This window comes from Microbacterium sp., from assembly GCF_047607465.1.
Classification (GTDB): Bacteria; Actinomycetota; Actinomycetes; order Actinomycetales; family Microbacteriaceae; genus Microbacterium.
The window spans coordinates 1-23,760 of sequence record NZ_JASGCY010000017.1; the positions used below are offsets into that span (position 1 = coordinate 1).

At 69.7% G+C, this 23,760-nt stretch carries 24 protein-coding genes; 8 read left to right on the top strand and 16 right to left on the bottom strand.

Annotation, left to right across the window (positions count from 1 at the left end; all coding sequences use genetic code 11):
* A partial coding sequence (locus QM568_RS01815) for an HNH endonuclease signature motif containing protein (RefSeq protein WP_415135221.1) occupies window positions 1-418 on the top strand: 418 nt, incomplete at its 5' end.
* A 312-nt stretch (window positions 419-730) separates the two neighbouring features.
* Window positions 731-1,123, top strand: a complete 393-nt coding sequence (locus tag QM568_RS01820; RefSeq protein WP_415135223.1) for a hypothetical protein — start codon at window positions 731-733, stop codon at window positions 1,121-1,123.
* 45 nt (window positions 1,124-1,168) lie between these two features.
* Here QM568_RS01820 and QM568_RS01825 read toward each other — a convergent pair whose 3' ends face one another.
* Complete coding sequence (locus tag QM568_RS01825; protein WP_415135225.1) at window positions 1,169-1,516, bottom strand: hypothetical protein; 348 nt, start codon at window positions 1,514-1,516, stop codon at window positions 1,169-1,171.
* Between the two features lie 259 nt (window positions 1,517-1,775).
* Between QM568_RS01825 and QM568_RS01830 the strand changes: the two genes are divergently transcribed.
* Entirely contained in the window at window positions 1,776-2,258 is a 483-nt protein-coding gene (locus QM568_RS01830) for an FBP domain-containing protein (protein WP_415135227.1), read from the top strand.
* 54 nt (window positions 2,259-2,312) lie between these two features.
* Here the strand turns inward: QM568_RS01830 and QM568_RS01835 are convergent, their stop codons facing one another.
* The 6 genes from QM568_RS01835 to QM568_RS01860 form a co-directional block, all read right to left on the bottom strand.
* Entirely contained in the window at window positions 2,313-3,128 is an 816-nt protein-coding gene (locus QM568_RS01835; protein ID WP_415135229.1) for a PaaX family transcriptional regulator C-terminal domain-containing protein, read from the bottom strand.
* On the bottom strand, window positions 3,118-4,389 hold the full coding sequence (locus tag QM568_RS01840; protein ID WP_415135231.1) for a kynureninase: 1,272 nt from the start codon (window positions 4,387-4,389) through the stop codon (window positions 3,118-3,120). The genes QM568_RS01835 and QM568_RS01840 overlap by 11 nt, the downstream gene beginning before the upstream one ends.
* A 1-nt stretch (window position 4,390) precedes the next feature.
* Window positions 4,391-5,371, bottom strand: coding sequence for a hypothetical protein (locus QM568_RS01845; RefSeq protein WP_415135233.1), 981 nt, complete (start codon window positions 5,369-5,371; stop codon window positions 4,391-4,393).
* A 38-nt stretch (window positions 5,372-5,409) separates the two neighbouring features.
* On the bottom strand, window positions 5,410-6,261 hold the full coding sequence (locus QM568_RS01850) for a tryptophan 2,3-dioxygenase (RefSeq protein WP_415135235.1): 852 nt from the start codon (window positions 6,259-6,261) through the stop codon (window positions 5,410-5,412).
* 80 nt (window positions 6,262-6,341) lie between these two features.
* Window positions 6,342-8,051, bottom strand: a complete 1,710-nt coding sequence (locus QM568_RS01855; RefSeq protein WP_415135237.1) for an amidase — start codon at window positions 8,049-8,051, stop codon at window positions 6,342-6,344.
* 17 nt (window positions 8,052-8,068) lie between these two features.
* Entirely contained in the window at window positions 8,069-9,091 is a 1,023-nt protein-coding gene (locus QM568_RS01860) for an agmatine deiminase family protein (protein ID WP_415135239.1), read from the bottom strand.
* A 77-nt stretch (window positions 9,092-9,168) separates the two neighbouring features.
* On the opposite strand from QM568_RS01860, the gene QM568_RS01865 reads away from it, so the two are divergent.
* The 3 genes from QM568_RS01865 (at window position 9,169) to QM568_RS01875 (ending at window position 12,313) form a co-directional block, all read left to right on the top strand.
* Window positions 9,169-9,834 carry a TetR/AcrR family transcriptional regulator gene (locus tag QM568_RS01865; RefSeq protein ID WP_415135241.1) on the top strand — a complete coding sequence of 222 codons (666 nt, stop codon included), beginning with the start codon at window positions 9,169-9,171 and terminating at the stop codon, window positions 9,832-9,834.
* 101 nt (window positions 9,835-9,935) lie between these two features.
* Window positions 9,936-11,393 carry an amino acid permease gene (locus QM568_RS01870; RefSeq protein ID WP_415135243.1) on the top strand — a complete coding sequence of 486 codons (1,458 nt, stop codon included), beginning with the start codon at window positions 9,936-9,938 and terminating at the stop codon, window positions 11,391-11,393.
* Complete coding sequence (locus tag QM568_RS01875) at window positions 11,390-12,313, top strand: universal stress protein (protein ID WP_415135245.1); 924 nt, start codon at window positions 11,390-11,392, stop codon at window positions 12,311-12,313. Before QM568_RS01870 ends, QM568_RS01875 begins: the two co-directional genes overlap by 4 nt.
* Before the next feature lie 38 nt (window positions 12,314-12,351).
* Here QM568_RS01875 and ddaH read toward each other — a convergent pair whose 3' ends face one another.
* The 7 genes from ddaH to QM568_RS01910 all read right to left on the bottom strand — a co-directional run bounded on the left by ddaH (window position 12,352) and on the right by QM568_RS01910 (window position 19,764).
* Window positions 12,352-13,113 (bottom strand): dimethylargininase, encoded by a 762-nt coding sequence (gene ddaH, locus QM568_RS01880; protein ID WP_415135247.1) that lies wholly within the window; start codon window positions 13,111-13,113, stop codon window positions 12,352-12,354.
* Window positions 13,114-13,141: 28 nt separating this feature from the next.
* Window positions 13,142-14,515 carry a pyridoxal phosphate-dependent decarboxylase family protein gene (locus tag QM568_RS01885; RefSeq protein ID WP_415135249.1) on the bottom strand — a complete coding sequence of 458 codons (1,374 nt, stop codon included), beginning with the start codon at window positions 14,513-14,515 and terminating at the stop codon, window positions 13,142-13,144.
* Window positions 14,516-14,605: 90 nt separating this feature from the next.
* A complete protein-coding gene (locus tag QM568_RS01890) occupies window positions 14,606-15,670 on the bottom strand; it encodes an alpha/beta hydrolase (protein ID WP_415135251.1) in 1,065 nt (354 codons plus the stop codon).
* Between the two features lie 50 nt (window positions 15,671-15,720).
* Window positions 15,721-16,269: a cysteine hydrolase family protein gene (locus QM568_RS01895; protein WP_415135253.1), complete on the bottom strand. Its 549-nt coding sequence runs from the start codon at window positions 16,267-16,269 to the stop codon at window positions 15,721-15,723.
* On the bottom strand, window positions 16,266-17,693 hold the full coding sequence (locus QM568_RS01900; protein ID WP_415135256.1) for a purine-cytosine permease family protein: 1,428 nt from the start codon (window positions 17,691-17,693) through the stop codon (window positions 16,266-16,268). Before QM568_RS01900 ends, QM568_RS01895 begins: the two co-directional genes overlap by 4 nt.
* 43 nt (window positions 17,694-17,736) lie before the next feature.
* On the bottom strand, window positions 17,737-19,014 hold the full coding sequence (locus QM568_RS01905; protein ID WP_415135258.1) for a M18 family aminopeptidase: 1,278 nt from the start codon (window positions 19,012-19,014) through the stop codon (window positions 17,737-17,739).
* 93 nt (window positions 19,015-19,107) lie between these two features.
* Window positions 19,108-19,764 carry a response regulator gene (locus QM568_RS01910; protein WP_415135260.1) on the bottom strand — a complete coding sequence of 219 codons (657 nt, stop codon included), beginning with the start codon at window positions 19,762-19,764 and terminating at the stop codon, window positions 19,108-19,110.
* Window positions 19,765-19,996: 232 nt separating this feature from the next.
* On the opposite strand from QM568_RS01910, the gene QM568_RS01915 reads away from it, so the two are divergent.
* On the top strand, window positions 19,997-21,139 hold the full coding sequence (locus tag QM568_RS01915; protein ID WP_415135262.1) for a sensor histidine kinase: 1,143 nt from the start codon (window positions 19,997-19,999) through the stop codon (window positions 21,137-21,139).
* A gap of 280 nt (window positions 21,140-21,419) precedes the next feature.
* A complete protein-coding gene (locus QM568_RS01920) occupies window positions 21,420-22,319 on the top strand; it encodes an EamA family transporter (protein ID WP_415135264.1) in 900 nt (299 codons plus the stop codon).
* Window positions 22,320-22,329: 10 nt separating this feature from the next.
* On the opposite strand, the gene QM568_RS01925 is transcribed toward QM568_RS01920, so the two are convergent.
* Together QM568_RS01925 and QM568_RS01930 are read right to left on the bottom strand one after the other, a co-directional pair.
* A complete protein-coding gene (locus tag QM568_RS01925) occupies window positions 22,330-23,073 on the bottom strand; it encodes a YidC/Oxa1 family membrane protein insertase (protein ID WP_415135266.1) in 744 nt (247 codons plus the stop codon).
* 62 nt (window positions 23,074-23,135) lie between these two features.
* Window positions 23,136-23,411, bottom strand: coding sequence for a DUF6412 domain-containing protein (locus QM568_RS01930; protein WP_415135268.1), 276 nt, complete (start codon window positions 23,409-23,411; stop codon window positions 23,136-23,138).
* Between the last annotated feature and the right edge of the window lie 349 nt (window positions 23,412-23,760).

Genomic DNA, 23,760 nt, shown 5'->3' on the forward strand with positions numbered 1-23,760 from the left:
CCACCGCCTCGCCGCCGACGCCGACATCGACCACGACCGCCCCTGGGCGAACGGCGGCACCACCAACACCACGAACCTGCGGCCCCTCTGCCCCCGCGACCACACCCACCGCCACAGAACCCGAACGGCATACCGCACCCGACCCGACGGCACCGTCCAAATCACCACCCCCACCGGACACACCACCCGACCACCCAGCACCATCGACACCGGCCCAGCACCCAACACCGACGCTGCCCCCAACGTCGACGCTGCCCGCAACACCGGCACAGCCCTCAACGCCGACACAGCACTCAACGCCGACACAGCACTCAATGCCGGCACAGCGCTCAACGCCGGCACAGCGCTCGGGGCCGAAACGGCCACCGATACTGAGATCGGCGCTGCCGCCCTGGACGATACGCCACCACCCTTCTGACGCCTCCCGCGCAGGCAGCTCGCCGACGCCCGCGCGGCGGGAATGCCGGTCTCGCTCACCGATCCCGCGTCAGGTGACGGCGGCTCCGATGAGGGCGTCGACGTCCCTTCGTGACTGCGTGACCACTTCGGACCGATTGCGCCGACCGCAGGCGGGATCCGCCGGCGATGCAGCTTCCTCGGCTGCGGTGGAGACCAGAGCGGCGAACGGGAACCGCGGGGTCGACTCGCCGCCCCCCGAGGACTACGCTGGCGTCAAGCGGACGATCCCGCCCGCTGAACCGACGAGAGAAAGCGGTGTGAGATGGATTCGATGATGATGGGCGCCATGTCGAAGAACATGATGTCCATGCCCGACATGGCCATGATGGACATGGCTGTCATGCAGGCGTGCATGGACGCGTGCTCGGCCTGCGAGCAGGCGTGCTCGGTGTGCTCGACCCAGATGATGGACTGCTCGGCATCGTGCATGAACTGCGCCGACATGTGCAACACGATGATGCGCTCGATGATGCGGATGCAGGGCATGACCCCGGCAGCGATGATGTCGATGCTCGACGCCTGCATCGCGATGTGCCAGACCTGCATGGACATGTGCATGATGCACGCCGACCACAGCGACGTCTGCAAGATGTGCGCTCAGTCGTGCCAGGCGTGCATGGACGCGTGCATGGCCATGAAGGACATGATGTCGGCGGCAGCCTGACCCTTATCGACGAGCGGACGCCGGCTCGGCCTCCTGGCCGCCGGGTCAGACCGTCGCGACGTTGAACTGCGCGCGCCCCACGGCGAGCACGCCGTAGCGCGCGTGAAGGGCCACCGGCGTTCCTGCCGCAGCTTCCAGGGCGGCGCCCGTCGCGTTCCACAGCGTGCGGGCGTCGCCCTCGAGCGTGCGCACGACGAGTTCGCCGGTTCCGGCATCCGCGCTCTCGACGATCGCGTCGACCCACTCGCTGGGCGTCGCCGAGGCGAGTCGCGCCTGGATGAGGTGCAGCCCGTGCCCGGCGGCGAACGAGGAGCAGGCTCCGCCGTGCGCGCACATGCACGCCGAACGCTCACGCACCTGAGAGGGCGAAAGGCGGTTCAGCGGCGTGGACACGGGGTGCTCCGATCGGTCGAGGTGTTCCCGCAAGAGTAGGACGGGCTCGCCCCCGCGGGAAGACCGCCCGACACGCAGTGAAACAAAGCGGTGTAATATCGCCCCGTGCTGTTTTCGATGAGCGCCGGACCGGCGCGGAACGGGGCCGCGGGCGCGTTCAGCGCCGCGGGCAGAGGCTGACGATCAGCCGGAGGCGGAACTCCCGTCGCCGGCGCTGAGTCGTACCCGCCTCCATCCTTCACACGAAAGCACCTCTCTCATGCGTCCCCTCGACGAGCGCGGCATCCGCGCGTCCTTCATCAACGCTTCCCGCAAGGAGGTCTCCGACCTCAACCTCCCCGCCAGCTTCGCCGACATCGACTTCGACAGGCTCGACTATCTGGGCTGGATCGATCCCAGGCAGCCGCGCCGGGCCTACGTCACCTGGCGTGACGACGAGCTGGTCGGCGTCTTCCTGCAGCGCGCCGAGCAGCGTCTCGCCACCCGCGCGCAGTGCTCCTGGTGCGACGATGTGACCCTCCGCAACGATGTCCAGCTGTACGTCGCCCGCAAGGCGGGTGCGGCCGGGCGCAAGGGCGACACCGTCGGCACCCTCGTGTGCGCCGAGTTCGGCTGCTCGAAGAACGTGCGCGTCCTGCCGCCGCTGGCATATCAGGGCTATGACCGCGAACTCGCCAGGGACCTGCGGATGCTGCGCCTGCAGGAGCATGTCGTCGCCTTCCTCGGCGAGGTCGCAGGCTAGCGCGGTCGCATCGATCAGCGCGTGCGTCGTCGTGCGGGGCGTGCGACTGCTCCGTCAGCGCGCGGTCGCGGTGCGCACGTGCCGCCAGGCGGGTTCGCGCAGCGACTGGGACAGCCGGGCGAAGCCGTCGAAGCTCTCCCGCCCCGGCCACCGGGGCGGGAGCATCGACGGCGGAAGGCCCGGATCGGTGTACGGCAGCACCCGCCACCGGTCGATGAGGCGCACATAGGCGGGGAAGGGGGCCTCCGGGAGGTCGGCAAGCGCCGCCTGGAAGCCCTCGTGCTCGGCGCGCAGGGCGTCGAGGTCCCACCATGCGGCCGCGGCGTCGACGAGGGATCCGGCTGGAACCGGCGTCGACGCTCGGAACAGCGTCGCCCATGACCGCACGTCCAGGTCGTCGAGGATCAACTCCACCTCGTCCTGCAGACGACCAGGGCAGATCCACAGCGCGGACGACACCGTCCCCGCCCCGATGAACCGCAACCGCTTGCGCAGCTGATGACGGATGCCGCGGGCGCTCTCCGGGATCGAGAACGACACGAGGCACCAGTCGTCGGCATCCGTCATCTCGCGCATCTCGAAGATGCGCCGGTCGCCGCGCTCGAGCATGGCGACGGCGGCGGGGTTCAGTCGGTATCCGGGCACGCCGTCGCGTTCGGCGATGAGCAGCCCCTTCTGCTTGAGGCGCGCGATGCCGGTGCGCGCCTGCCCGTCGGCGATGCCGAGATCGGCGGCGAGGCGGACGAGATCCGATGCGGAGATCCACCCGCCGAGTCGGCGCAGATACAGCCCGATCACGGTGCGCAGGAGCGAGGCGGCGCTCCCCGGCCGGGCATCGATGTCGTCGAAGACGGTGGTGTCAGCGAGCATGGGACTGCAGCGCGTCGCGCACCGCCAGCACACCCGTGACGGCCTCGACGTGCGTGGTGCTCAGCGGTGACAGGCCGAGGCGGATGCCGTCGGGGAACCGGAAGTCGGGGATGACGCCGTCGGACCACAGGCGCTCGGTGACCGCGCGGAAGCCCGGATGCCCGATCGTGACGTGCCCGCCGCGGAGCTCCGCGTCCCGCGGGCTCAGCAGTCGCACGTCGAGCGGGGCGAGCACCTCGTCGTAGGCCTGCACGGCGAGGTCGGTGAGGCTCTTCGACTTGGTGCGCACGGCCTCGATCGTCGCGTGCTCGATGAGATCGAGCATCCCCTGCATCGGCAGCATCCCGAGCACGGGAGGGGTCCCGCTGATGAACTGCCGGATCGTCGCATCGGGGGCATAGGCGGGCCCCATCGCGAACACGTCGGCGGCGCCCATCCACCCCTGGATCGGCTGGCGCAGCACGCCGTGGTGACGGGCGTTGACGTACGCCAGTGCCGGGGCGCCCGGCCCGCCGTTCAGGTACTTGTAGGTGCAGCCCACCGCCAGGTCGACGCCCCACTCGTCGAGCTGCATCGGGATCACGCCGACCGAGTGGCAGAGGTCCCAGAGCATCAGCGCGCCCGCCTCGTGCACCTGCGCGGTGATCGCCGGCATGTCGGCGAGGGCGCCGGAGCGGTAGTCGACATGGCTGAGCACGACCAGCGCGGTGCGCTCCCCGACGGCGTCGGCGATGTCTGCCGCCTGCACGCCCTGCACGGGATCGGCGGCGATCCAGCGCACCGTCATGCCGGTCTCTGCGGCGACGCCTTCGGCGACGAAGCGGTCGGTGGGGAAGTTGCCCTCCTCGATCACGATCTCGGTGCGGACTGGTTTATCTGGTTCCCGCCCTTCGTCTCGCTTCGCTCGCTCAGGAACCATGTGCGCGCCCGTCGCCGCGCGCATGAGCTTGTACAGCAGGACGGTGGTCGAGTCAGCGACGACCGTCTGACCGGCGGCGGCGCCGAGGCACGCCGCGCCGATGCGGTCGCCGAGGGCCGTGGGCAGCTCCATCCACTGCTCGTCCCAGGAGCGGATCAGGCGCGTGCCCCAGTCGTCGGCGACGAAGGCCGCGAGTCGGTCGGCGGTATCGCGCAACGGGCGCCCCAGAGAGTTGCCGTCGAGATACGCCGTCACGCCGGGCATCTCGGCGAAGGCGTCGAGGTGGTCGCGCAGCGGATCGGCGGCGTCGAGGGTGCGGGCGGTCGTGAGCAGGTCTGTCATGTCATGCCTTCAGGTCGTCAGGGGTCATCAGCCGGGCGCGGAGGGGATCGGCGGTCGTCGGCGTCGCGCCGGGGTAGAAGAGCAGCCGTGCTGCAGGAGTGGCCGGGTCGCCGGGCACGAGCGAGCGGAGCAGAGCCGCGCCGTCGATCCCGGATTCGCGCAGCGCCGCGATCTCGCGGTGGCTCAGGCCGACCGGCGTGTCGCCGTTGCCCATGTCCGTGCCGTAGAGGATGATCCCGCCCAGGGCGTGGAAGCGGCGGACGTTGTCGACGGCGATGCGATGCGCGTCGCCGTCGTGGATCGCGAGGGTGGAGATCCAGGCGATGCTGCCATGCATGCGGGACAGCTCGTCATCGGTGAGGCGCTCGGTGAACGGGGCGTGGGCGAGCAGCCGGGCCCGCAGCCGTGTCGCGCGCATCGCCTCCCCTGGACCTTCGGCGTGCGCGATGACCGAGAGGCCGTGAGAGGAGGCGATCTCGACGATGGTCGAGAACAGCTCGTCGGAGAACACCGGGCCGGCGGTGGAATTGCTCGCGACCTTGATGCAACTCGCGCCAGACAGCTTCATCTCGGCGATGGCGGATGCCGCGGCATCCGCATCGGCGATCTCGCGGGTCGAGCCCTCGGGAGCCCATGTCCGGTCAGAGGGGTATCCGCCGGGCGGCGTGAGGAACGCCCCGGCGAACGCGACACGCACCCCGTGCACCGCCGATCCCGCCTCGGCATCGTGTCGCGGGGATGCGGAATCGACCCCGAATCGGTCGCGGATCGAGCGAACGACGTCGGGAGAGCCGCCCAGATCGACGACCGTGCCGAGCGCCGAGTGCTGCAGCATCCGCTCGTCGACGAGCTGTAAGTGAACATGCGAATCCGTGAAGGCGCCGGTCACGACGCCGTCGAGGCGGGGAAGGGCGGAACTCGATGCCTCGGGGACGACGCGCACTGCGCCGTCATCGACGTCGAACACGGCGTCGCGCCACACCCGGCCTCTTCGATCCAGGCACGCGGCCACGGCGCGCATCAGCCGCCGATCTCGGTGCGCACGGCGTAGAGCTCGGGGAAGAAGGTGAGATCCAACGCGCGCTGCAGGAAGCCGACGCCGCTGGACCCGCCGGTGCCAGCCTTCATGCCGATCGTGCGGGCGACGGTCTTCAGGTGCCGGAAGCGCCAGAACTGGAAGTTGTCCTCGAGGTCGACGAGGTCTTCGCAGGCCTCGTAGAGGTCCCAGTGGGTGTTCGGGTCAAGGTAGATCTCGCGGATCGCCGGCACGAGCGCCGGGGTCTCGCGGTACGGCAGGCGCACGTCGCGCTCGAGGATCTCGGCGGGGACGGGCAGCCCTCGGCGGAAGGCGTAGCGGAGGAACTCGTCGTACAGGGTCGGCTTCTCCCACTCGGCGGTGAGCAGCGCGAGGTTCGCCGGATGATCGCGGAAGACCCCGAGCATCTTCTCGTTCTTGTTGCCGAGGGCGAACTCGACGGCGCGGTACTGCACCGACTGGAAACCCGATGAACTGCCGAGCGCACCGCGGAACTGCGCGTATTCAGTGGGGGTGAGGGTTGCGAGCACCGACCACTGCTGGGTGATGACGTCCTGGATCCGCTTGATGCGGGCGACGCGCTTCAGTGCCTCGCGGAGGTCGTCGCTGGCGAGCAGCTCGCGCGCCGAGGACAGCTCATGCAGCAGTTGCTTGAGCCAGAGCTCGGTGGTCTGGTGCTGGATGATGAACAGCATCTCGTCGTGATGCACGGGGGAGCTGACCGGATGCTGCGCCGTGAGCAGCTGGTCGAGGGCGAGGTAGGACCCGTAGGTCATGCGGCCGGACAGGTCGGTGACGATGCCGGCTTCGAGGGCGCGCTCGTTCTCGGTGCTCATGGCCTGAACATATCAGGTTCGAGGCGGGCGTCACGGTTTTGATGTGAACAGCGAGAGGCGATAGGGCGCGAGGCCCTGCGTCAGAGGCGCGGGGTGCGCGGCGGGGGCGTGCGCCGGGTGCCCGGCTCGCCGGTCGCCTCGAAGGCGACGGCCAGCGCCAGCAGACGGGAGTCGTCGTAGGCGCGCCCGGCGAAGGTGAGGCCGATCGGCATCCCGATGTCGCGCATCACCCCCATCGGCACCGTCACCGTCGGCACGCCGAGGTGCCGGATCGCGAGGTTGCCGTTCGCGATCCAGGTGCCGTTGCGCCAGCCGAGGTCGGCGGAGGCCCCGTTCACGTCCATGTCCGCCGGTCCCACGTCGGCGACCGCCGGGAACACGACGGCGTCGAGGCCGAGCGCGTCCATCCACGCCTCCAGGTCCACGCGGCGGGTCTCTTCGAGCCCGCGCAGCCCGTCTTCGAGCTCGGGCATGTCGAGGAAGCCGACCCCCGGGTGCTCGCGCACCCAGCCCGGATACTCGGCGATGTCGTCGTCGAAGCCGGTGTAGCGGTCTGGCAGTGCGCCCTCCGGATGCGGGAAGATCGTGGCCCCGTCGACGCCCGCGAGCGTCGACAGCGCCGGGTCGCCGTTCGCCTGCAGGAAGTCCTCCCAGCCCCACGCCGACAGGTCGACGATCTCTCGTCGCAGATACTCGGGGCTGACCAGGCCCCTGGTGGCGATGGTCGGCGCGCCAGGACGGTCGCCCTCGTAGTTCGACACCACCGGGAAATCGACCTCGACCACGGTGGCACCTGCGGCCTCCAGGTCCAGGCGGGCCGCCTCCCAGCGCTCGATCACCGACGCCCGCGTCTGGATGCGCTGCCCGGTCGGCCCGCCGATGCCCGGATGCTCGGCCGTGCCGGCATCCGGATCGGCGTTGATGTACATGCGGGGGATGCCGATGCGCGCGCCCCGCAGCGAGGCGGTCTCCGCGAGCGCGGGATAGGACGCAGGGCGCACGGCGGATGCCGCCGGCAGCGGCACCCAGGGCTGTGATCGCCAGAAGTCGCCGCGCGTCTCGGCGTCGTCGGCGACGATCACCTCGAGCACCTCCAGGAGGTCTGCCATGGTGCGCGCGTGCGGCACGACGACGTCCATCGTCGGCACGAGCGGCCAGTTGCCGCGGGTCGAGATGACGCCGCGCGAGGGGGTGTACGCGCACAGGGCGTTGTTCGTCGCTGGGCCTCGCCCGCTCGACCAGGTCTCCTCGCCCAGACCGAAGGCCGCGAAGCTCGCCGCGGTCGCGGTACCGGAGCCGTTCGAGGAGCCGGAGGCGAAGGGCGCGGTGAGGAAGTCGGCGTTGTACGGGCTCTCGGCGCGTCCGTAGACCCCGCGCTGCATGCCGCCGTTGGCCATCGGCGGCATGTTCGTCAGCCCCAGGCAGATCGCCCCGCCCGCGCGCAGCCGCTCGATCGTGAACGCGTCGCGCTGGGCGATGAGATCGGCGAACGCGGGACTGCCGGATGCCGCGGTGAGCCCCTTCACGAGGTAGCTGTCCTTGGCGGTGTACGGAATGCCGTCGAGCGGGCCGAGCAGAAGACCCGCCGCGCGGCGGGCGTCGGATGCCGCAGCCTCCGCCAGGGCCTCAGGATTCGCGACCACCACGGCGTTCAGTGCGGTCTCGGTGCCAGGGGCGTCGTAGGCGGCGATGCGGGCCCGGTACGCCACGACGAGCTCGACGGATGTCGTCCACCCGCTTTCGAGAGCCGCCCGGAGGTCGGCGATGGATGCTTCGTACACGTCGAACATGGTGGTTCCTTCGTGTCTCAGAGAGCCGGCTGCTGCTGGGTGATGCAGTGGATGCCGCCGCCGCGGGCGAACAGGGGGCGGGCGTCGACGGTGACGACGCGGCGCCCCGGATACGCGTCGGCGAGGATCGACCGCGCCGCGGCATCCGCCTGCTCGTCGCCGAATCCGCAGGCGACGACGCCGTCGTTCGTGACGAGGTGGTTGACGTAGCTCCAGTCGACGAACCCTTCGTCGTCGCGCAAGGTCGCCGGTGCCGGCAGATCGACGATCTCGAAGCGGCGGCCGGCGGCATCCGTCTGCTCGGCGAAGAACGCGCGCAGCGCGAGCGAGACCTCGAAGTCCGGATGCTCTGGGTCGCCCTGCTCGTGCAGCAGCACGACGCCCGGCGAGGGGAGGGTCGCGACGATGTCGACGTGCCCGTTCGTGCCGAAGTCGTCGTAGTCGCGGGTGAGTCCCCGCGGCAGCCAGACGGCTTTCGTCGAGCCGATGGTCCTGGCAAGCTCCGCCTCGACCCGCTGCCGGTCGGCGAACGGGTTGCGGCGGGGGTCGAGCTGCACCGTCTCGGTGAGCAGCACCGTGCCCTCGCCGTCGACGTGGATGCCGCCGCCCTCGTTCACGAGCGTCGAGCTGACGAGCTCGGCGCCTGCGGCCTCGGCGATGAGGCGCGCGTGCTGCGCGGCCTTGTGCCACTCGGCCCAGTCCGGTGCGCCCCAGCCGTTGAAGATCCAGTCGACCGCGCCGAGTCGGCCATCGTCTGAGACCACGAACGTCGGTCCGGAGTCGCGCATCCAGAACTCGTCGACCGGTGCTTCGACGATCTCGACGGCGCCGCCCAGCATCCGTCGTGCCCGTGCGATCTCGGTCGGATCGACGAGCATCGACACGGGGGTGAACGCGGCGGTCGCGAGGGCGACGGCCGTCCAGGCGGCGTATCCCTCTTCGCGCTCGGAGGCGCTCTGGCCGAGCGTCTGGCCCTCGGCGGGGAACGCCATCCAGATGCGGTCGTGTCGCGCGGTCTCTGCGGGCATTCGCCAGTTCATCGGTTCTCCTCGCTGGGATCACGTGCGAGCGTCGTGGCTATTGAACACATGATCAACGAGTGCTACGGTAGCCCGTGATGAACACGACGTCAAGAGCCGACCGCCCGAAGCGGATGTCTCCGGGGGAGCGTGAGCGCTCGATCCTCGACGGCGCCATCGCGCTCGCACGCGAGAGCGGACTCGAGGTGCTCACGGTGCGCGCCGTGGCGAGTCGGGTCGGCGTGACGCCCGCACTCATCGCCCATTACCGTCCAGTGATGGACGAGTTCGTCGCAGAGGTGTTCGGGGCGATCGTCTCGGCCGAGCGCGAGGAGGTCCTCGGCGGCTTCGAGGCGTCCGGAGACCTGCGCGCGAACCTGCAGGGCCTGATCGAGACCCTTCTCGATACGACCCGCGACGACGTGGCTCTGATCTGGGTGCAGTCGTGGTCGCTCGGCGCCCGCAATGAGGTGCTCGGGCGGCGCGTGCGCCACGAGATGGACCTCTGGCAGTCGGGCCTGGAAGAGGTCATCCGTCGAGCATCCGACGGTGCCGTCGATCCCGCGCCGGCCGCCTGGCTGCTGCTCGCGATGGTCGACGGCATGAGCGCTCATTCGCTCGTGAAGTGGGCGCCGCGCGACCGGGCCGACCTCGCCCGCCGCACGCTCGCAGCCGTCCTCGGCCACGAGGAAGAGATGACAGCGGCGAGAGCGCCGCACGCGGCATCGCCGGCTCGCCGGCATCCGGCCGAGCCGGAGATGTAACACGCCTGAAAACTTTTGCTCTTGTGGTTTTGAGTGCCGGAGGTGGATGCTGTGGGGAACGGTCGCGCGGACCGTCCCGATTCGCAGGGGAGGATCCCTCTATGACATCGCTCAGCCAGCAGCTTCTGCGTCGCAAGAGCACCAGTGCCGAGGCCGCCGACGACAGGGGACTGAAACGCAGCATCGGCCTGTTCGCCCTCACCATGATCGGCGTCGGCGGCACGATCGGTACCGGCATCTTCTACGTGCTCTCCGACGCGGTGCCGATTGCCGGACCCGCCGTGATCTGGTCCTTCGTGCTCGGCGGCGCGGTGGCCGGTGTGACCGCCCTCTGCTACGCGGAGCTCGCGGGCTCTGTTCCGGTGTCGGGCTCGACCTACTCCTATGCGTACGCGACCCTGGGCGAGGCTCCCGCCATGGGGGTCGCTGCCTGTCTGCTGCTCGAGTACGGGGTGTCGACGGCCGGCGTCGCCGTCGGCTGGTCGCAGTACGTCAACCAGTTGCTGTTCAACCTCTTCGGGTTCCGGATCCCCGATGCACTGTCGAACGCCCCCGAACAGGGCGGCATCATCAACCTGCCGGCCGTGATCGTGATCGTGCTCTGCGCGCTGCTGCTGCTGCGCGGCGCGAGCGAGTCGACGAGGATCAACGCGATCATGGTGATGGTGAAGATCGCGGTGCTCCTGTTCTTCGTCGCCGTGGCGTTCACCGGGTGGAACTCCGATCACTTCGCGAACTTCGCTCCGCACGGCCTGCAGGGAGTCGTCGCCGGTGCCGGGCTCATCTTCTTCTCGTTCATCGGGCTGGATGCCGTGGCGACCGCTGGTGGGGAGGCGAAGAACCCGAAGCGGAATCTTCCGCTGGCGATCATCCTCGCCCTCGTCATCGTCATCACGATGTACGTCATCGTCGCGTTGGCGGCGCTGGGCGCACAAGAGTCGGAGAAGTTCGAGGGCCAGAGCGCAGGGCTCTCCGCGATCCTGGAGTCGATCATCGGCTCGTCGTGGCCGGGGACGGTGGTCGCCGCAGGGGCCGTGATCTCGATCTTCAGCGTGACCCTCGTCTGCCTCTACGGGCAGACGCGCGTCCTGTTCGCGATGTCACGAGACGGCATGGTCCCTCCAGTGTTCTCGAAGGTGAACCCGCGCACGCTCTCACCGGTGCCGAACACCGTCATCGTGATGACGGTCGTTGCGATCCTCGCCGCCTTCGTGCCCATCAACTTCCTGCTCGAGATGACGAGCATCGGCACGCTCGTCGCGTTCCTGGTGGTGTCGGTGGCCGTGATCATCCTTCGGCGCCGCGAACCCGGCATCGAACGCGGTTTCCGGCTGCCGCTGCATCCGCTGATCCCCGTGCTCTCCATCCTCGGCTGCATCTGGATCATCACCCAGCTGCGGCCCATCACGATCGTCGTGTTCGTGATCTGGACCGCCGCCGTTCTCGTCTACTACTGGTTCTACGGACGTAAGCACTCGGCATTGGCGCGTGCCGCGAGTCCCGATGCCGACATCCCGTACACCTCCACCATCCCCCAGGTCGACGAGGGCGACCGATGAGCATCCTCGTCGCCGTCAGCCCAGGACAGCGCTCCGTCTCCGTGCCGCAGCTGGCTGCGATGCTGGCGCGCTCGCAGGACACCGATCTCATCGTCGCCGCCGTGCTGCCGCGTACCTGGCCGCCGCTCGCGAGCAACGTCGACGCCGAGTGGAGCGATTATCTGCGTGGCTCGGCCGACGTCGTGCTCGACCACGCGGCGTCAGAGCTCGGCGGGGTGCGCGCCACGTTCACCCAGCACTCCGCACGATCGGCCCACCGTGGCATCCTCGAACTGATCGAGGAGCACCGACCGGGGCTCGTCGTCGTCGGCTCCTCATCGGGCGGAGCCTTCGGGCACATCGCCCTCGGCTCGGTGAACGACGCGCTGCTGCACGCCTCACCGGTGCCCGTGGCCATCGCACCGCGCGGCTTCCGGGCCAAGGAGTCGGCGAGGGTGCGCAGGATTACGGCAGCCTACGGTGGGACGGATGCCGCGAAGGACCTCGTGCTCGGCGCCGCAGGCGTCGCGCAGAGCATCGGGGCCTCGTTGCGCATCGCGTCGTTCGCGGTGGTGTCGGAGGGGAGCGTGACAGCGGGAGTGGGCCTCTCGGCCGAGCAGGGCATCACCGACGAGTGGGTGCGGATGATCGACGAGCACACCGCGGAGATCCTCGCTGACGTGTCGGCCCTCCCGCGCACGCCCGCTCTCGACGGGGCGGTCGTCGGTGTCGGCAGTTCCTGGGCCCGTGCGATGGAAGACGTCGAGTGGAGCGCCGAGGACGTTCTCGTCGTCGGATCCAGCTCACTCGGACCCCTTGCCAGGGTCTTCCTCGGCTCGCACGCGACGAAAGTGGTCAGGCACTCGCCGGTGCCGGTGATCGTCGTGCCGCGCGGCACAGCGGAGGAGCTTCTCGACGCGGCCGAGCGGCCGGAGGCCTGAACCCCGGCGCCTGAGCTCCGGCGCCCCGCGATCGGGCTTCAGTCGCGGATGCGCACCGACAGACAGGTGACGCAGCCCTCGAGCTTCTCGAACTCCGTGATCGGCGTCTCGATCACGGTCAGACCGCGGTCGCGGAACAGCTGTGCGCTCTGCGGTGCCCCAGCCGACATCAGCACGGTGTCGTCGTCGAGCACGACGACGGCGGTGCCGTGCTCCTCTGGCACCGGCAGGAACGCAGGATAGACCGAGGTGTCGTCGACCAGCGGCGGGTACCCGATGACCGTGCCGTCGGGGAGCGCGGTGACGCCGCTCTTGAGGTGCAGCACCTTGGTGACAGGCACCGAGATGACGGTCCAGCCTCGCGGGGTGAGCAGGCTCTGCAGCTGGGCGAAGCCCTCGGCATTCGAACGCAGTGTCAGGCCGACATAGACGGTCGTGCCGACCTTGAGCACGTCTCCGCCGTCGAGGGTGCCTGGCGCCTCGATCGCCACGTACGGGATGCCGGCGCGCTCGAGCGCCGCGCGGGTGGTCTCGATCTCGCCGCGGCGGGAGTCGGCGCCAGGGCGGCTGAGCACGGCGAGGTCGCCGAACATGATCACGGTGTCCTCCACGAAGACGCCGTCGGCGTGCTCGTCCGCCGCGTCGATCTCGATGACGTCCCAGCCGTGTTCGCGATAGACGTCGACGTACTGCTCCCACTGCCGCTGGGCCAGTTCGGGGTCGACGGGGACGCGCTCGTAGTGGGTGAGCTCGCCTTCGGCGAGACGCGGGGAGGGGCGGCGTACGAGAAGTCGGGACATCTCCCCAGAATAGTTCAGAAGCGTCGGATCACTCCATGGTGTCGAGGACCGCGACGAGGTCCTCGAAGGTCGTGAGCGGGTTCACGATGGCGAAGCGCGTGTTCGGGCGACCCGCGTGCGAGCTCGGCACCACGAAGGCGTACTGCGACTCGAGCAGGCCGTCCGACCAGCGCGCGTAGTCCGCGCGATCCCAGCCCTCCCGTTCGAACACGACGACGGTCAGCTGCGGGTCGCGCACGAGGGCGAATCCTGGCCGGCGGCGGATCTCCTCGGCGATCCGCTGCGTGAGGGCGAGGGTGCCCGAGACGGCATCGCGGTAGGCCTGCACGCCGTAGGTCGCGAGCGAATACCACAGGGGAAGGCCACGGGGTCGCCGGGTGAGCTGGATCGCGTAGTCCGATGGACTGAAGTCGTCGCTGTCGGTGAGGGTGTCGAGGTACTCCGCGTGCTGAGTGTGCGCCCGCCGCCCCGTCTCGGGGTCGCGGTAGAGCAGCGCGCAGCAGTCGTACGGCGCGAAGAGCCACTTGTGCGGATCGACGATGGCCGAGTCCGCGCGCTCGACGCCGCTGAAGTGGTGGCGTGCCTCGGGGGCCAGGATGCCGGTGAGCCCGTAGGCCCCGTCGATGTGCAGCCAGAAGTCGAACTCGTCCTTCAGCGCGGCGATCCCTTCGATGTCGTCGATGATGCCGAAGTTCGTGGATCCGGTCGTGGCGACGACGGCGAAGACCGCGTCTCCATGTTCGACCAGGGCCTCGCGCACGGACTCCGCGTGCAGCTTGCCGTCGGCTCCCGCAGGTACCGCGATCGTGTCGACGTCCATGACCTTCGCCGCGGACTTGTTCGAGGAGTGCGCCTCGGCGCTGCAGACGAGCTTCCACCGCGCAGGGATCGCGGCGCCGGCGGTCTCGAGTCGGCGCTTCGCGGCGTCGCGTGCGGCGACCAGGGCCGAGAGGTTGCCGATCGTGCCGCCCTGCACGAACACGCCGCCCGCGCCCTCCGGGAAGCCGATCTCGTCGGCCAGGAAGGACAGCACCTCGTTCTCGGCGTGCACGGCGCCGGCTCCCTCGAGCCAGCTCCCGCCGTACAGGCCCGATGCCGAGACGACCAGGTCGAAGGCGATCGCCGCGGTCGTGGGCGCGGTCGGGATGAACGAGAGGTAGCGCGGGTGGCTCGCGGTGAGGCAGGCGGGAGCGAGGATGTGCTCGAAGAGCGCGAGCGCGCGGGTGCCGCCGATGCCCTCGTCGGTGATCGTGCGGCCGGCGAGCCGGCTCAGCTCGCCAGGGGGGAACGGCTTGTCCAGCGGCACGTCCTTCGCGTGCATCCGCCTGCGCGAGTAGTCGAGCACGGCGTCGACGATCGATTCCTGCTCGTCGGTCGCCGCGTGCATCCGCGTCGGGTCCATCGGACACTCCTCCTCCGCCCGCCGGCACACCCGTCGAGGCAGAGAAACGCTAACAGAACGGGCGCCCAGGGGCGGGCGCGCGGATGCCGGTCAGCGCGTCGTGTGCGCGTTCAGGAAGTCGATCGTCTGCTGCAGGGCGGTGCGCGCGTCGGGCAGGTCCAGGTGGAACTGGTACTCGTGAGGCAGCTGCGGCTCGTGCGGCGCGGGCCAGAAGAGCGTCGTCACCTCGACCCCGAGCTCGCCGAGGCGCTTCGACATCGGGATCGACTGCAGCCAGGTGAGGTCGTCGCCGTTGCCACCGGAGATGTAGGTCGGCGGGAAGTCCGCCGACACCCAGTCGATCGTCGACATCGTCGCGCCGGTGGCGTCGTTCGCCCAGTCCTTCGACCCCGAGTACGTCCACATCGAGGTCTTGAAGCCCCAGCCGATGAGGCCGCCCAGCTCGGCGAGCGCCGACAGGTCGTAGACGCCGCAGTTCAGCATGGCGCCGGCGAGCTGCGCCGGTGCGATCGACGGGGTGATGCCCATGATGTCGGCGTAGTCGGGATTGGTGATGAGCGTCGCCAACTGGCTGGCGAGCTGTCCGCCCGCGGAGTCGCCGGCGAGGACGATCTGCGAGGGGTCGACGCCGAGCTCGGCGGCGTGCTCGTCGATGTACGCGAGAGCCGTGTTGAGCTGGGTGACGGCGAGCGGATAGACGCCCTCGGGCCCCCGCGTGTAGTCGAGGCCGATCGTCGTGTATCCCTCCGCGGCGAGGATCCGCAGATACGGGGCGACGTCCTCCTTCGAGCCGGAGATCCAGGCTCCGCCGTGGATCCAGACGATCGTGGGCAGGGGGCCGTCGGCGGATGCCGGGGAGAACACGTCCATGATGGTGTCCGCGCTGTCGTCGGCGTAGGCCACGTCGAGCCTCTCGGTGAGCTTCGTATCCGTGAGGCGGCCGCGCATCTCGGCGGCGGTGTCCTCGCCGCCCTTCGTGAAGACGGCGCGGATCACCATGGCGGAGAGCCGCGGCGTGATCGACCCGACGATCGCGACGACGCCCACGATCGCGGGGAGGATGCCGAGTGCGATCCGCGTGCGGCGCCAGGGACGACGGCGTCTCGGCGCGCGGTCGTCGTCGGCTGCGGGCGCGTCGGCTGAGTGCGTGTTCATGGGATCCCTTCCCTCGACAGTGTGGCAGCATCCTCGCCGCCGCGGGACGATCAGCGTGCGGCGAGGACGCTCGCCGTGTCGCCGATCGTGATCTGCGGCGGATACAGCCCCATCACGTGGACGGCCGCGTCGTGGTTCTCCGCGGTCGAGCCGACGCACGCGTCGGCCGCGACCGTGACATGGGCGCCGGCATCCGCCGCCGCCAGCGCGGTCGACAGCACGCAGCAGTCGGTGGAGACGCCGGCGAGCACGACGTGCGCGCCGCGACCGACGATCGCCTCGATCTCGGGTCCCCACTTGCCGAAGGTCGGCAGATCGAGCGTCGGACGGGGACTCAGGACAGCGGCCTCCGGCACGAGGTCGTAGAGCGGATCGGTCGGCGGCTCATCGGCGAACGGCCACGCCGCGAAGTAGTCGCCCCAGCTCGTGGAGCGGTCGGCCGTCGGCATCCATCTCGTCACCACGACGCGCTCGCCGAAGGCGTCCGCCAGCGCGGTGATCCGGGGCAGCGCTTCGGCGAAGAAGGGCGATCCCCAGGCCGAATCGGGGGAGGCGAAGATGTTCTGCGGGTCGATGACGACCAGCCAGGCGCCGGTCACGATTCCTGCCGACGGATCACGCCCGCCCGGCCGAACCAGGCCACCAGGAACGAGCCCACCAGCGCCACGAAGACGCCGAGGTTCGCATACGCCCAGACCCCGTCGGCGCCGCCGACGAGGAACATCAGGTACCCCTGCCAGGGGAACAGGCTCGAGTAGACGAGGCCCCATCCGACCGCGGTGAACGCCACCATCGTGATCACCGACACCCTGTCGACGGCGCCGTAGCGGCCGCGGGGGTCGAACAGGGCGGCCTCGTCGTAGTCCTTGCGGCGGCGCAGGATGTCCGCGATGAGGATGCCGGCCCACGCGGCCATCGGCACGCCCAGCGTGATGAGGAACGTCTCGAACGGCCCCTTGAAGTCCTGTGCGAAGAACACCACGAAGATCGTGCCTGCGGTCAGCAGCACGCCGTCGATCGCCGCAGCAGTCGGCCGGGGGATGCGGATGCCGAGGCTGAGCAGTGTGAGGCCGGAGGAGTAGATGCCGAGAACCGCGCCGGAGACGAGCGTGAGGATGGCGACGATGAGGAACGGGAACAGCGCCCAGGGCGGCAGCAGCAGGGCCAGAGCGCCGATCGGATCGCCGCCGACCGCGTCCATGAGCTCCGTGCTCGACGCGGCCAGCAGCAGTCCGAAGAACACGAGGACGACGGGGGCGACCGAGCCCCCGATCGTGTTCCAGGCCACGATCTGCCCGTCGGATGCCGTGCGCTTCTGATAGCGCGACCAGTCCGCGGCGATGTTGATCCAGCCGAGGCCGAAGCCCGTCATCACCATCACGAGCGCGCCCAGCATCGCCGGGAACGAGCCGTCGGCGAGGGAGGTGGCCGCCGCCCAGTCGATGCTGCCGGCGGTGAGGATGAGGAAGAGGATCGTGAACACCCCGGTGAACCAGGTGAGGATCGACTGCAGTTTCATGATCGTCGCGTACCCGAGGACGGATGCACTGACGATGAGGGCTGCGACGACGACCGTCGCGATGATCTGCGCGATGAGCGACCCGTCCTCGCCGACCCACCCGAGAGCGTGCAGCACCGTGTTCGTCGCCAGCACCGCGGTGATCGCGAGCGAGGTCTCCCAGCCGATCGACGTCAGCCAGGACACGATGCCGGGGACCTTCTGTCCGTGCACCCCGAAGGCGGCGCGGGAGAGGATCATGGTCGGAACCGATCCGCGCTTGCCGGCGATGGCGATGAGGCCGCAGAGGGCGAACGAGACGACGATGCCGATCACGGCGACCACCGTCGCCTGCCACAGCGAGATGCCGAAGCCGAGGATCCAGGTGCCGTAGGACATGCCGAACACCGACACGTTCGCGGCGAACCACGGCCAGAACAGGTCGCGCGGCTTCGCGGTGCGGTCGGATTCGGGGATGACGTCGATGCCGGCGCGTTCGATCAGCGCGCTCTTCGTGTCGCTCATGTGCTCATCCTGGCACCGCCGCGCGCCCCAGGAGAAGAAGGCGTCAGGCGAAGAAGGCCGCGGCGACCCGCGTGAGCTCGTGCAGGTCGGAGACGCCGGCCAGTTCGCGCGCGGAGTGCATCGACAGGATCGGGATGCCGACGTCGACGGTGCGGATGCCGAGACGGGTCGCCGTGATCGGGCCGATCGTCGAGCCGCACGGCACGCTGTTGTGCGAGACGAACTCCTGCGAGCGCACGCCCGCCTTTTCGCACCAGGCGCGCCATGCGGCGGCGCCCACGGCGTCGGTGGCGTAGCGCTGGTTGGCGTTGACCTTGAGGATCGGCCCCGAGCCCAGGCGCGGACGCACGACCGGGTCGTGCTTGGCGGCGTAGTTCGGATGCACGGAGTGGCCGACGTCGCTGGACAGGCACCATGACGCGGCGAACGCCTGGCGGCGCTGGACGTCGTCGGCGCCGAGTCCGGCGTAGACGCGGGCGAGCACGTCTTCGAGGAAGGGGCCTGCGGCCCCCGAGCGCGATCCGGAGCCGAGCTCCTCGTGGTCGAACGCGGCGAGCACCGAGATGTGCGACGGGGTCTCGGCGGAGTTCTCCAGCGCCACGACGGCGGCGTGCACCGAGGCGAGGTCGTCGAGCCGGCCCGAGGCGAAGAACGCCTGGTCCTTGCCGAAGACGGCGCCGCGCGCGGAGTCGGCGATGAGGACGTCGTAGCCGCGGATCTCGCCCGCCTCGACGTCGGCGGAGCGGGCGAGCTCGGCGAGGATGTCGGCCTGCGAGGGGTCGCCGAGACCCCAGACCGGCTGCGTCTGGAACTGGCGGTCGAGCGCGAGTGCGCTGTTCGCCTCGCGGTCGAGGTGCACGGCCAGCTGCGGCAGTCGCAGCAGGGAGCCGGTGTCGGCGAGCACGACGCGGCCGTCGGCGAGGGCGAGGCGCCCGGCCAGGCGCAGCTCGCGGTCGAGCCAGGAGTTCAGCAGGGGCCCGCCGTACACCTCGACGGCGGCCTGCAGCCACCCGGCCGATCCCGTGGTCGGCTGCGGCTTGAGCTTGAAGCCGGGGGAGTCTGTGTGCGCGCCGAAGATGTGCGCTGGGGTGGTGGCGACGGCATCCGCCGGGGTCGTCCAGGCGATCACCGCCCCGTCGCGGACGACGACGAAGCGTCCGCCCGGCTGCGCCGGCCACGCGTCCTCCTCGCGCAGGCGCGCGAACCCAGCGGCCTGGAGGCGGCGGGCGACCTCCTCGGCGGCGTGGTAGCTCGACGGCGATGCGGCGACGAAGTCGGCGAGGTCGTCGGCGTGGGCGAGAGCGGTCGTGGTGACGGGCATGACGGGCCTTCCTCGGGGCGTGCACCTTCGATCGTAATCCGCAGGCCGCGAGGCGGTCGCCGCGATCGCGCTGCGCGCGCTCCGACGCCCCGCTCAGCGGAAGTCGACGAGCCCTGCGTGCGCTGCGGTGACGAGGATCTGCACGCGGTCGCGCACATTCCACTTGCTCATCATGCGTCCGAGATGCGCCTTCACGGTGCCCTCCGAGATGAGGAGGGACTGTGCGATCTCGGCGTTCGACATGCCCTGCGCGAGGCGCTGCAGGATCTCGGACTCGCGCTCGCTGAGCTCGGCGAGCGCCTCCGCGGCGCCGGTCGCGGGTTCCGTCCGGCGGACGTGGTCGACGAGCAGCGAAGCGATCCGGGGTGAGAGCGAGCTCGCGCCGGTGGAGACCTCGCGGACGCCCGCGAGGATGCTCTCGGCGCTGGAGTCCTTGAGCAGGTATCCCGAAGCGCCGGCGCTCAGCATGGGCAGCACGGTGTCGCTGCCGTCGAGGGTCGTCACCGCGAGGATGTGGATCCGCGGCCAGCGCTTGGCGATGGCCGCGGTCGCCTCGATGCCGTTCATCTCGGGCATCTGCACGTCCATCATCACGACGTCCGGCTGCTGCTTCTCCAGGAACGCGATGGCCTCGAGGCCGTTCTCGGCCTCACCGATCACCTCGATCTCCGAACCGCGGGAGACGAAGTGCGACAGCGCGGAGCGCACAAGAGGATCGTCGTCGACGATGAGGACGCGGATTTCCGACATGGGGGAAAGCCTATCGGCACCGCTCCGAAGGTCGCGGGCAACTCTAGACCTTCGTCTATCGAAGTGTGGAAGAAAGACGGATGTGCGGATGCTCGCTGACCGCGAAGATCAATATGTCCCCCTTACGAAAGTTCACTTATGGAGGTGAATCACATGACCTTCTGGGAGCAGCTTGCCCGACTTTTCGGTGCCATTCGCTGATTGTATCTGGCGGATTGGAGATAATTGACCCATGCCATTCGGCCTCTCGAATCGGGCCGATCCCGCCATCCTCCGCCTCAGTCGCGGCGAACGCCTCAACACCGTCGAACGCGGTGTGGTGCTCGCCTTCGTCGTCGCCATCTCGGCGGTCGACCTGATCGGATTTCTCACCGCATCCGTGGTGAATCCGGCAGCCTCCATCATCAGCATCGCCGCCACGCTCACGCTGGCGCTGTATCTGTGGTGGCCGATGCTGGCGACCGCCCTTCTGGGCGTCGTCTTCGTCCTCTCCTTCCTCGTCGGCACCGATTCGTCGGTGCTCTTCACGGCGAGCATCGCCGCGGGAATGGTCCTGCGCCTGGGGTCCCTGGCGCTCGTCCTCTCCTATGCGGCAGGCTTTCTCGTCGCCGCAGCGCTCGTCGCGAACGGCGACACCCACGTCCCCGTCAACGTCGGCATCTACCTCATCGTTGCGACGATGGCAGGTGCCATCGGCTTCGCGCTGAGACTCGCCTCGACCCGGAGCCGCCGTCTCGAGCAGCAGCTCGCCGACAGTGCCGAACAGGAACGTCAGGCGGTCCTCGCCGAGCGGCGTTGGATCGCCGGTGAACTGCACGACAGCATCGCGCACCATCTCACGGTGGTCGCGCTGCACGTGCAGATGCTCGACGACCCCCAGGTGAGCGCCGAATCGCGGGAGGCGATCCGTGTGGCGGCGCGCAAGGCCATGGCGGATCTGCGCTTCGTCATCGAACTCGCCGATGACGGCCCCCGCGCCGCAGGGATGCCCACCGGCGACCTCGGCGCCGCGATCGACGAGGCCCGCGCCGAGCTCGAAGCGGCAGGCCATCCCGTCGCGATCAGCGGCGACCCACGAGACGAGCGCATCCCCCGCGTCTCCGAGATCGTGTTCGCGCGTATCGTCCGGGAGTCCGCCACGAACATCCTCAAGCACGCCGGTGTCGGAGAGGTCGCGATCGGCCTCGAGATCGACGACGAGCATGCCGCTCTCACCATCAGCAGCCCGATGCCGGCGACGCCGCGTCGGGATCTGCCCTCCAGTGGGACTGGCCTCGGGCGCATGGCCGAACGGGTGATCGGCGCGAGCGGAGAGTTCAGCGCCGGAGAGGTCGACGGTCGCTGGTGCGTGGCGGCGAAACTGCCGATGTCCTGATCAGGCGGCAAATCCGCATATAGACGAAAGTCTAGGCAAGTCTGGCCGGTCGACACTATTGTGCGCACGCTCTCTCGCCGTAATCTGAAAGTCCCCAGAAATAGCGTCCCCAGCGCTGCGATCGCGAGCGTGATCATCAAGGCTTCTGAATCCCCTCCGCTCGCGATCGCATTTCTGTATCCGGGCCCGTTCACGTGGCACCCTCGTGCAGCGCGCCGAAGGAGTCCCGGTGACCGGGGGCGAGCACCTCTGAGCCGCGGGCGCGCCCTAGGGTTGAGGGGTGCAGTCGGCCGCGTCGTCCCGCCCCTTCGTCGGGGTAGTCCTTGTCATCGGCTCGTGCCTCTCGCTGCCCTTCGGTGCGGCCGTCGCCGCGCAGCTTTTCCCCGTGCTCGGCCCCTGGGGCGCCACGTCGCTGCGGATCGTGATCGCCGCTCTGCTGTTGCTCGTCATCGTCCGCCCCCGTCCCCGCCGGTGGAGCCGGCCGCAATGGGTCGCCGCAGTGCTGTTCGGTGTGTCCCTCGCGGTGATGAACGGCTTCTTCTACGCCGCGATCGACCGCATTCCGCTGGGGCCCGCTGTCGCGATCGAGTTCCTCGGTCCTCTCGTGCTCGCCGCCGTCCTCACCCGTCGCCTCACCGATGCCCTCTGGGTCGGCGTGGCGCTGGCCGGCATGGCGCTGCTCGGCATCGACGGTCTCATCGGTGCCGAACCGCTCGATCCGCTCGGGGTCCTGTTCATCCTCATCGCGGCCGGCTTCTGGATCATGTACATCCGCATGAGCGCGCGGGTGGGCGCTCTCATCCCGGGCGCCGACGGACTCGCCATCGGGCTGCTGGTCGCCTCCGTCCTCCTGCTGCCGGTCGGGGTGCCAGCGTCGATCACGGTGGCCGCCGCCCCCGACCTGCTGCTGCTCGCCGCGATCACCGCGGTGCTGTCGTCCGTCATCCCCTACGCGTTCGAGCTCGCCGCGCTCCGCCGCCTGCCGCAGCGGGTCTTCGGCGTGCTGCTGAGCCTCGAGCCGGCGTTCGCGACGCTCGCGGGCTGGTTGATGCTCGGGCAGGATGCGACGGCGCTGCGGATGCTGGCGGTGGCGCTCGTGATCGCCGCGAGCGTCGGGACCACGCTCGGCATCCGGCATGAGCGCGGCCCCTTCACCGCTCCCGTCCCGCTGCCCGACTGATGTGTAGCTCTCAGCCGGTCGCCGGGAGCGGGTGGCGGCGGCGCAGCACGATGCGCTGCACGAGCGTCCAGCTGACCGTCACCGTCAGGTACAGAGCGGCGGCGAGCGGCACGAACGCCGCGAACACGGCCATCAGGTAGTGCAACGCCTTCATCGCCTGGAGCATGCCGGGCGACGACGGCGCATCGTCGACGGGCGCCGGGGTGAACCGGCGCCGGGTGAGGTCGGCGGCGACGATCATGATCAGCATCAGCGCGGCCGAGACGAGCAATGTCGGCCACGAGAACGGACCAGCGGTGAGCATGTGCACGAGGCTCGTGCCCAGCGGAGCGCCGAACAGGTCGTGGGTGAGCAGGTCGTTCGGGTGGCCTGCGATCTCGGGGCGGAGGAAGAGCGTGTAGAGGATGCCAACGACCGGAGCCTGCGCGAGCACCGGCAGCATGCCGGCGAACGGCGAGGTGTTCTCGGAGCGATAGAGCTCGAGCATCTCCCTCTGCAGCCGCTCAGGATTCTTCCTGTGGCGCTTCTGCAGCTCGCGCAGCCGCGGGGCGAGGCGAGCCCTGGTCTGCTCTGTCTTGGCCTGCGAGATCCCGACCGGGATGAGCAGGGCGCGCACGAGCAGGGTGACGAGCACGACTGCCGCAGCGGCGGAGGATGCACCGGCGAGGGGTTCGAGGAGCGAGGCGAGACCGGCGAGGGCGCCGTAGGCGGTGTCGAGCAGCCAGGCGAGGGGAGGGAAGGCGAAGATGTCCACGGAAGAAGTCCATTCATGAGTCGGGAGGGTCGGCGAAGCCGCGCAGTCCCAACGGATGAGGACTACGCGGGGACGGCGGCTCCCGGCGCACGAGGACGGGGATGCCCCGCGGCATCCGGATCGCTCTGGGCGAGCGGCGCACCCGCATCGATGGCGCGCAGCGGATGGGGTGCGTCGGCGGTGGCGGTGATCGCGCCGAAGGAGAGCGCGAGGGCGATCGTGAGCGTGGTGACGGCGAGGAACGCGATGGCCAGGCCCAGGGCGGCGGCGTCGGGCATCAGGATGACGCCGAGCGCGGTGGCGGCGAAGCCCAGCATCCCGCGGAGCAGATCGCCCATGTGCACCCCTTTCGAGGCGAGGCTACCATCCCCCGTCACGGTCGGCCGTCGTGCGCGCTGCTGCCTTTCGCGTCGCGCTGCTGGTCTCTGTGTCGCGCTGCTCTTCCCCGGTGTCGCGCTGCTCTTCTCCGTGTTGCGCTGCTCTTCTCCGCACGCGCGGCTGAACTTTCCGCAGCGCGTGTGGGTTCAAGCAGCGCGACGGGAGGAACAGCAGCGCGTGCGAGGAACAGGAGCGCGACGGAACAGCAGCGCGACGTGGGGAACAGCAGCGCGTGCGAGGCACAGGAGCGCGACGGAACAGCAGCGCGACGTGGGGAACAGCAGCGCGTGCGAGGCACAGGAGCGCGAC